The organism is Anaerovirgula multivorans (assembly GCF_900188145.1).
Lineage (GTDB): Bacteria > Bacillota > Clostridia > Peptostreptococcales > Natronincolaceae > Anaerovirgula > Anaerovirgula multivorans.
The window spans coordinates 1-8,867 of the sequence record NZ_FZOJ01000066.1; the positions used below are offsets into that span (position 1 = coordinate 1).

At 35.4% G+C, this 8,867-nt stretch carries 9 protein-coding genes; 6 read left to right on the forward strand and 3 right to left on the reverse strand.

Annotated elements, in window-relative coordinates; all coding sequences use genetic code 11:
• Nucleotides 1-133: 133 nt before the first annotated feature.
• Together CHB72_RS25035 and CHB72_RS25040 are read right to left on the reverse strand one after the other, a co-directional pair.
• The gene (locus tag CHB72_RS25035) at nucleotides 134-886 is read right to left on the reverse strand and encodes a sensor histidine kinase (RefSeq protein WP_207652649.1); all 753 of its coding nucleotides are present in this window, start codon (nucleotides 884-886) and stop codon (nucleotides 134-136) included.
• A 364-nt stretch (nucleotides 887-1,250) separates the two neighbouring features.
• Complete coding sequence (locus tag CHB72_RS25040; protein WP_242975275.1) at nucleotides 1,251-1,634, reverse strand: winged helix-turn-helix domain-containing protein; 384 nt, start codon at nucleotides 1,632-1,634, stop codon at nucleotides 1,251-1,253.
• 70 nt (nucleotides 1,635-1,704) lie between these two features.
• Between CHB72_RS25040 and CHB72_RS25045 the strand changes: the two genes are divergently transcribed.
• The 3 genes from CHB72_RS25045 to CHB72_RS25055 are packed head-to-tail and all read left to right on the forward strand — an operon-like array spanning nucleotide 1,705 to nucleotide 4,064.
• Nucleotides 1,705-2,445, forward strand: a complete 741-nt coding sequence (locus CHB72_RS25045; protein WP_089285593.1) for an ABC transporter permease subunit — start codon at nucleotides 1,705-1,707, stop codon at nucleotides 2,443-2,445.
• A gap of 41 nt (nucleotides 2,446-2,486) precedes the next feature.
• Nucleotides 2,487-3,260: an acyl-CoA dehydratase activase gene (locus tag CHB72_RS25050; RefSeq protein WP_089285594.1), complete on the forward strand. Its 774-nt coding sequence runs from the start codon at nucleotides 2,487-2,489 to the stop codon at nucleotides 3,258-3,260.
• Nucleotides 3,261-3,287: 27 nt separating this feature from the next.
• Nucleotides 3,288-4,064: a TIGR03943 family putative permease subunit gene (locus CHB72_RS25055; protein WP_089285595.1), complete on the forward strand. Its 777-nt coding sequence runs from the start codon at nucleotides 3,288-3,290 to the stop codon at nucleotides 4,062-4,064.
• Between the two features lie 733 nt (nucleotides 4,065-4,797).
• Here the strand turns inward: CHB72_RS25055 and CHB72_RS25060 are convergent.
• Complete coding sequence (locus tag CHB72_RS25060) at nucleotides 4,798-5,721, reverse strand: LysR family transcriptional regulator (RefSeq protein WP_176431620.1); 924 nt, start codon at nucleotides 5,719-5,721, stop codon at nucleotides 4,798-4,800.
• A 194-nt stretch (nucleotides 5,722-5,915) separates the two neighbouring features.
• Between CHB72_RS25060 and CHB72_RS25065 the strand changes: the two genes are divergently transcribed.
• From CHB72_RS25065 to CHB72_RS27630, 3 genes are all read left to right on the forward strand, one after another.
• The gene (locus CHB72_RS25065) at nucleotides 5,916-6,935 is read left to right on the forward strand and encodes a C-terminal binding protein (protein WP_089285597.1); all 1,020 of its coding nucleotides are present in this window, start codon (nucleotides 5,916-5,918) and stop codon (nucleotides 6,933-6,935) included.
• A gap of 43 nt (nucleotides 6,936-6,978) precedes the next feature.
• Nucleotides 6,979-7,683, forward strand: a complete 705-nt coding sequence (locus tag CHB72_RS25070; protein WP_089285598.1) for an RraA family protein — start codon at nucleotides 6,979-6,981, stop codon at nucleotides 7,681-7,683.
• 814 nt (nucleotides 7,684-8,497) lie between these two features.
• Nucleotides 8,498-8,686: an RraA family protein gene (locus CHB72_RS27630; protein WP_278277910.1), complete on the forward strand. Its 189-nt coding sequence runs from the start codon at nucleotides 8,498-8,500 to the stop codon at nucleotides 8,684-8,686.
• The last annotated feature ends 181 nt before the right edge of the window (nucleotides 8,687-8,867 follow it).

Sequence of the window (8,867 nt, forward strand, 5' to 3'; positions counted from 1 at the left end):
ATGAAACAATAATTTGGGGGAAATATGAGTTTATACTAAAAAATATGTACTGAACTTAGCAAAAAGCCTGTTGATTATTAGAAATTATTATGATTCAATTGGTATCATAGGAGAATTTTGAAAAAGCAAATTCCTATAGATAATATTCTATCGCCGGTAATACTATATAAAATGAGGTGCCTTTTCCTAAAGCGCTGTCAACGGATATTTGAGCGTCATGGGCTTCAACAATCTGCTTTACATTACAAAGCCCTAATCCTTTGTGAAGTTTGGCTTTTTCGTTTTTGCTGTAATACCGTTCAAAGATATTTTTCAACGTACTTTCATCCATACCAACGCCATTGTCTGTAATGTTCATATGAATTTCATCACCTCGTTTTGATAAGGAGAGAGTGATTTCTGTTTCTTCCGGATTATGTTCAATCGCGTTCATGAGCAGGTTAAAAACAGCTCTGTACATTAGCCTTTCATCTATTATTGTTTCTAGTTCATCAAGCTCGCTCTCAAATCCAAAACCATAAGCCTGAGCCTTAGGTTCATTAGCGATATCAACCATGATATTTTGCAGGAAGACAACCAAATCGATCTGCCTGAGTTTTAATTGGGACTTGTCAATATGGTCTATAAAAAAGGTCATGTTCAAGTCTTCAATAAGATTTTCAATATACATTCCTTTGCTATATATCTCTTCTACATAAGGCATAATATCGCTTATTTCCCATTGATGGTCCTTATTCATAATCAGCGAGGAATATCCAGTGACGTAAGACAGCGGCGTTTTGAGGTCATGCGATACGCCGGCTATCCATTCTGTTTTGGATTTATCAAGCTGTTCTCTGTCATGCCGGGCTTTATCAAGCGTCCGGCCAACATTGGCTATGTTCATGATTACCTCTTTATATAAAAAATAGGGCCATTTTACTTTTCCATTCTTTTTAAATGCTTTTGCATCTGTGTCGATAAAATTCCCTTGCGATATATGCCTGATTGCATTCATGATATAAATAAGGGGATATACCAGAAAAACACTGAACAATAAGCCACCCGTTACAAAACAAAACAGAACAGTATAATTAAAACGTGTTCTACTAAAGCAAAGGGGCTGTCAACAGTGTAAATAAATTGCTGTACATATACCGGGTTAAATAATCTTATCAAAGCAGTAGACATCGCAAAAAGGTAAATTAAAAATATCAATAGTCCAACTGTAAAATAGGTTATAAATCGTAGTGTTAATTTTTTCATCTTAATCAACTCCTTGGCGGAATGAACTTATAGCCAATCCCTCTCAGATTTATGATAACCTTGTAAGGCTTAATATCATCTAAGAGTTTTTTTCTTAGCTTGGATATGTGGATTGTCACGGTTTTATCCCCGCCATATCCAGGAAGCCCCCAAACGCTGTCGTAAATGTGGGCGGCCGTAAAGACCTTATTGGGATTGCTGCAAAAGAACTCCAGCAACTCTAATTCCTTTGCCGTACATTCTACTTCTTCACCATTAACTTTTAAAATGGCTTGTGAAGTGTCAAGAATAAAATAGCCTTGTTCAAATATCTCTTTACTTGCCGTATCTTTCATAAAGTGAGCTTGATCCAGCTTCCTGCGGCGGAAGATGGATTTGATTCTAGCCACCAGTTCCATCGTGTTAAATGGCTTTGTAATGTAGTCGTCCCCTCCAATAGTTAGACCTGATAGGGGGTTTTTGTTAAACAAGGCAAAAGGGAAGGAAATGATCGCCAGTATCGTTATTGGGTTTTTAGGTACTAATCTATACCAGCTTGTATTTATGGTGGGCTATGGCACTGTCATTACTCCTTTTAATGAAGATACCCTACTTACAAGAGGAATAGGGGTAAGGAGTATGTTGGATTGTATGCATTTTAAGACGCTTTTTGCAGGAGCAATGCCTATTAAAATTGGAAACACAGAGGGTTCTTTAGTACCTATCATTATTGTACTGATACTTGCCACCATCGTTTATTTCATATCCCGATCTAGAATAGGTTATCATATGAAGGCGGTAGGAGAAGATTTAGCTATCGCAGAAAAATTGGGTATAGATGTGGATAAAACCAGAAGAATTTCTATCGTAATTTCTACTATACTAGCAGCAATAGCTCATATTATGTTCGTACAAGACCTAGGTGTTATCAACGTTTATTCTGGCCACTTGAATCTTGATATTTTTTCAGCAGCAGCACTCTTGGCTGGTGGGGCAACCTTTAAAAAGGTAACCATTAAAAATGCCTTTGTTGGAATCATTCTTTTTCATACTTTATTTATAGTATCTCCTCTTGCAGGACAGAACTTATTTAAAAACCCTGCATTAGGGGAATATTTTAGAAGTTTTATAGCTTATGGAACCATTGTTTTTGCATTAATGCTTAATCTAAAATACGAAAAAGTAAGAAAAACAACAATTGCGGCAAATATAAAGGAATAAAAATAAAAGAAACCATATGAATCTATAAGGAGGATTTTACAATGGTTAGTATAGGAATTGATGTGGGCTCAGTGGCAACCAAAGGAGCTGTATATGATGGAAGAGAAATTCTCTTGATGGAGGTAATACCTACAGGGTGGAGTCCTAAAGAAACAGGAAAATACGTCCTTGAAAAACTAAAGGAAAGAGGAAAACTCTTAGATGATCAAATCATTGCAGTTGTTGCTACTGGTTATGGAAGGGTTTCTCTTCCCTTTGTAACAGAGAAAATTACCGAGATTTCCTGTCATGGTAAAGGGGCTCATTATTTTGATCCAACAATAAGAACAGTGATTGACATTGGAGGGCAGGATAGTAAGGTAATAAAAATCAATTCTCAAGGAAAGGTATTGGAATTTATGATGAATGACAAATGTGCTGCTGGAACAGGCAGGTTTTTACAAGTAATGGCCAATGCCTTAGAATTAGATGTTAGCGAATTATCAAAAGCTGGAGAAAATGCTGAACCTCAAAGGATCAATAGTATGTGCACTGTCTTTGCAGAGTCAGAAGTGATCAGTCTAATGGCTGAAGGAGCTTCAAAGGAAAGTATAGCTGCAGGATTATTGGAATCCGTAGCCAATAAAACTTATTCACTAGTAAGTAAAATCAGTGTAGAGGATAAAGTCTTTTTTTCTGGAGGAGTTTCAAAAAATAGCTTATTGGTTAACATGTTGAAGAAAAAGTTAGGAGCTAAAATCATAACCGAGGAAAATTCCCAGCTAAACGGGGCAATAGGGGCAGCTATTTATGGATGGGAGAGAAAGAAAAAATAATAAGATTTATAGAAGTGAGGCAAAAAAGTGAGAAAAACATTAGATATCAATGAGTCCATAAAGTTTATTATTTTACTAGGATATACCTACTATATTTATCACCTATTAGCTTTCAATACAATTTTGTATTTTATGGAACCTAGGTTGGTCAAATTTGCAATTCCGCTATTAATTGCTTTGATACTGTTGTCTATTTTTCAGGCAAAAAAGGTGGTCAGTCACACAAAAAAAGGGAAAATTAAATTTGGTTATCTTGCTTTCTTTATTCCTTTAATCATAGCAGTAACCACAGTGCCTTGGGAGATCAATGAAGCCCTTGCCATAAAAATAGGTGGAAGCATTGAAGACAGACAGGTAATTGAAGAGATTTACCTTAATGAAGACGCCATAGAGGGAATAGACTATCGGAGGAATGGAGTTCTTGAAATTGATGAAAAAGTATTCGATGATGCATTAACAAAAATAAAACAAAATCCAGAATTATATGTGGGACAAAGGGTAAGCATAGCAGGCTTTATCGACATCAAGGACTCCTTTTCTGAGAACACCTTTGCTATATGCAGACTGTTAATGGTATGCTGTGAAGATGATGCACTGATAACTGGGATATTGGCTGAGTGGGAAAACATATATGAGTTTGACAACTATGATTGGGTTCAATTAAAGGGTTTTATTGATAGGATTGAACATCATGATGAATATGGAAATAAAACCCATATAAGTACCGTAATTAAAGTTGAAGAAATAAAAAAAATAGAAAGACCTTCTTCTATTTATGTATACCCTGCCAGCTATGAGGAATAGATAAGGATTGACACACAGACACATTAGAACCGTCTGTGAATTGACGAATGCAAACTAATTGTAATGCTTAACCCCATGATTAGAAATTTTGCTTAATCATGGGGTTGCCTTATGAGGAAAGTTATATTATTTTGTACCTATTTTTGATTTGGACCATATAATTTTTTCTTATAATAACCATCAGATATATGGTCCAAGGGGACAGGTCCCTCGTCCCATCATAAAATTCAAGTGAGGTAGAGGAGAAGGTATCTAAGGTGAGAGTGGGGTTAATTTATTCCTATTTTTTCGTTGCATAAGCTCCTTAAAGCATTTGATTTCCAGTATCAATTCATCAGGAAGGACCTCGATATATATACCTTTTCTAGTGAAGGCGAAGTCTTCAATGGCTATGAAATACTAGTTGGTTCTTCCTATAAGATAATCAGTGGAAACTTTAGTTGTTGAAAATATTTACTTTATTTAATGAACAACTTTCCCAATGTAGATCCTCAAGATAAGGAGAGTTTATTAGAGCTACTACCTTTTTCAAAGGATTTACCTGAGGATTTAAAAGTTCAAACTAAATAAAAATATAAAATTCAGTAGAGTTATCATAAATCTGACTTCTACTGGATTGATTGTATCAGCTATTCAATTGGATTTATATACGTCAATTCTTTGGCACTTACATCTATTTCACAAGATATATCTCGTTAATATTCAGTGCTTTCATTTTTCGGGAACATCGCTACTAAATAATAGACAATTCTTTCAAACATTCTATAAACAGACGGACTGGCTTACTGATAGAGTATTCAGTCTTATAAGAGATACCTACATCCCAGCAAAATGATGAGTCATCAATTGAGAAAAACATAAGCTGCTCATGAGATTCTTTATCGCACAGTACGGCCTCTGGTACAAAAGTAACCCCCATATTGATTTTAACCATGTTTACTGCAGTTACAATGTTTGAAGTTTCCAAGAGAATATTAGGTGAGATATTTTGTTTATCAAGATAGCTCTGTGTCATATCTCGAATGTTTTGTCCACTTTTCAACAGTATAAAGGGTTCCCTGTAAAATAATCTGAACTCTTCAGAATTCATAGTGTTGATTTCTGTTTGACTCAAAGGTTTGATATCTGATAATAGTGGGTGCTTTTTATTCACACAGAAAAGAATACGCTCTGAATATAGTTTTTCAAATGAAAAATTAAAATAGTTATTGGGGAAGTGTGTTATAGAAAAATCCACCTTTTCATGTTCTAGCAATGAGGCTAGATGCTGATGTGAACCTTCACTGATATGGAGAGTAATTCTGGGATATCGCTGCTTAAATGTAGGAAGTACCCGAGGTAAGAGTATAGAGGAACGCCAGACAGTAATTCCCATATGGACATGCCCACTTTCTGAATTATGAAGATAGGAGAATTCATTGATTAAACACTTTTCTTTTTCCATGATGTCCTTAACATAGGATAAATATAGTTCCCCAGCTTTAGTTAAGCGCAAAGGATAAGAATCTCTGTAAAATAAAGATTCCCCGACGTTGTCCTCCAGTTTTTTTAGATATTTGCTGAGAGAAGGTTGAGAAATATATAATTTCTGTGCAGCTCTTGACACGCTTCCTTCCTCGGCAATCGTGATAAAGTATTCATAATTCTTAAAAATCATAATAAAGTAGTCCTTTCCAAACATTATTCCCAAAATGCTATATATTTAATAGAGTAACATATCTTGGACAGGAAGTACAGTGCTCTGTATAATGAAATTAAGAAAATTCTAAAAATGAGGCAACCATCACTGATAGAAGTTCTTGAATAAAGAAAGCTAAAGGAATTTTAAATCATCTTGGCAGGAGGTATAATATGTGGAATGCAGTAATTGTTGATCGTGATTATGGGAGTGTTAGTCTGGAAAAGCAAAAATATATTAAAGAACAATATGCACAAAATAGGATAAATCTGCGCCTGGAGCATTATCCAACACCAGATGAAATTATTGCAAATTGTAAGGACGCAGATGCAATTCTTGGGACAGGAAACCCACCAATTACAAGAGACGTTTTAGAGGGACTTCCCAACTTGAAAGTGGTACAACGCTTTGGGATAGGTGTAAATTCTGTTGATTTGGAAGCAGCCACCAGAGAAGGGGTATTGGTAACGTTTATGCCGGGATTTTGTATACAGGAACTGGCGCTTCACGCTACAGCATTGATCCTTGATTTATTACGGAATATATCTTATTATGACAGAGGAATCCGTAAAGGGGAATGGCGAAAAGCTAAAGGACATATGCCTCGGAATCCAAAGGATTTAACTTTAGGTTTGTATGGATTTGGTGGTTCTGCAAGACCCCTTTATAACACTTTTTATCATGGTTTTGGAACAAAAGTGGTAACTTGTGATCCTTACATTGATAAAAATATCAGAGAAAATTATGATGTGGAGATTGTATCCTTCGAAGAGTTGTTAAAACAGTCAGATATTGTTTCTATCCATGCACCTTTGACAGAGGAAACACATCATATTTTTAATTATGAAGCATTCAAAAAAATGAAAAGTGATGCAATGATTGTTAATATTTCTAGAGGTGGTCTAATTGATCAGGAGGGGTTAGTTCGTGCCTTAAATGAAGGAGAGATTCGTTTTGCTGGACTGGATGTCTTTGAACAGGAGCCTCTGAACAGTGATTCAGCCCTTGTAAGTAATGAGCAAACGGTGCTCACCTGCCACAGTGCTTTTTATGGGGAACAGGCACAGAAAAATCAGATTCAGTTAGCAATTGAATTGGTCAACGATATTTTGAATAGGAAGACAGTCAAACGAATGTATATTGCCAATAAAGAAGTAAAAAGTAAAATTGATAGTTTGACTATTCAAGTATAGTGCTAGAAGTCATAATTATTTAATATATTGAGGGGGAGTTTACATGTTAAAAGCAAATATAGGATGTCGGATTGTTATAGGCTATGAAAGAACGGATAAAGCATTAGTAGAGAAATTCAGGGATTTACCTGTTGCTAATATTGGTGATTGCATGAATCGTGTGACCGCTGTGCATCAAGATATACGTCCGATGAATAATACACCGCTACTCGGTACGGCCTTTACAGTGAAAGTTCCTCAAGGGGATAATCTTATGTTCCATAAAGCCATGGATTTGGCACAGCCGGGCGATATTATTGTAATTGATGCGGGTGGAATGAAAAATCGTGCAATTTTGGGAGAATTAATGATTAATTATTGTAAAATTCGGGGAGTTGCAGGGGTTGTTGTAGATGGCTCCATTCGAGATTATGACTCGATTTCACAGATGGATTTTCCAGTGTATGCAAGAGGAGTTAACCCAAATGGACCTTATAAGAATGGACCGGGAGAAATTGGAACGGTGATTTCATTTGGCGGTCAGATTGTATCCCCAGGGGATATTGTAGTGGGTGATGCAGATGGAATTGTCTTCATTCGTCCAAAAGAAGCAGAAGCATTGGCGGAAAAAGTAAAAGCTGTATCTGAAAAAGAAAAAGATATTATGGAAACGATGAAAACAGATGGTACATATAACAGACCATGGGTGGATGAAAAATTGCAAGAAATTGATTGCCAATACGTGAATTTGACGAACGGAGAAGTATAATACGACACCGGCTATTATTTCTTTGATTGTATTAGTGGTAAAGGCATTCTTCTTTGTGACCGATAAGCTACCACTTACTTTAATATCTATGCTGGTGCAGGTGTTCTAGTTTTATAAGGAAGACAAAAATTTCAGTAAGGTGAAAGGAATAATTTGCCTGATAATTCTGCTAGTTGTATTGGTGACAATGTCAATTAATAGTCCTGCATTTCCTATGTATCTTGTTGCAACTATTGGAGCTCTCGTTATGGTTTTAACAAGGTGTATCAAAGAGCATAATGAGTATAAAGCAATTCGCTGATCCACAATTTTTATTGTTGGTGGAATGAGTGTTGTATCAAGAGCCATGGATATAAGTGGCGTAGCACTAATGGTTAGTAACGGTGCCATTAGAGTATCATACTTATTTTTTTATGGATTTTAGACATTTACTAATTTGTTACCAATAATGTGTATAATGTATAGCCTATATAGATAACTAATATAAAACTTTAATTTTGATATACACGGTCTACGGTTTCGCCCAAAAACCGTGGGCTGCAAATGTAGCCCTTAGTATATAAAAATTAAGTTCTGTAGTTGGTTATCCATATAGGCGGCGGGTTCCACTTAATTTTTTCAGTGGGAGTTCAATCTCCCACTGAAATCGTTGAATGACGGGCAAAGCCCTTATTGAAACAAGGACTTGGTATGACAATCATGTTAGCAATGGTATCTATGATAATAATTCCAAATTTTTAGCCTTTATAATCGAAAAAGAAGAAAAAGTAGTATTCAAAATTGGGATAACGTTTGTATTATATTTCTCCAGAAAATAAAAAACTTATATTTCGTCAACGGTAGTAACGGTTTAGTAATTTTAGAGAAGAAGGAGAAAATGTGCCTTGGGGAGATTAATGCATCTGTACTTTGTAGAGGGAAAATAATATGTCAAGGAGATATTATACTAGGAGATGAAGATGGTATTGTTATTATGAAGAATTATCAAAAAGAGTTAGAATGAACAGAGATGGGGCTGATAAAAAATTAGAAGAATTAGGCTGTTATAAAACCTATTTTACTAATGAAACCTTATAAAACTTCATTAGTTACCTAAGTTTTGTACAAATAACTAAGCTGTATTTAGAAAATCATGGAAGCTTAGTTGAACATGCTTAGGTTGTAATGCTTCAACAAATAGTTTT

Coding starts and splice junctions, on each gene's coding strand:
- CHB72_RS25065 (WP_089285597.1), top strand. CDS start 5,916: ATGTGGAATGCAGTAATTGTTGATCGTGATTATGGGAGTGTTAGTCTG.
- CHB72_RS25070 (WP_089285598.1), top strand. CDS start 6,979: ATGTTAAAAGCAAATATAGGATGTCGGATTGTTATAGGCTATGAAAGA.
- CHB72_RS25060 (WP_176431620.1), bottom strand. CDS start 5,721: ATGATTTTTAAGAATTATGAATACTTTATCACGATTGCCGAGGAAGGA.
- CHB72_RS25050 (WP_089285594.1), top strand. CDS start 2,487: ATGGTTAGTATAGGAATTGATGTGGGCTCAGTGGCAACCAAAGGAGCT.
- CHB72_RS25035 (WP_207652649.1), bottom strand. CDS start 886: ATGAACATAGCCAATGTTGGCCGGACGCTTGATAAAGCCCGGCATGAC.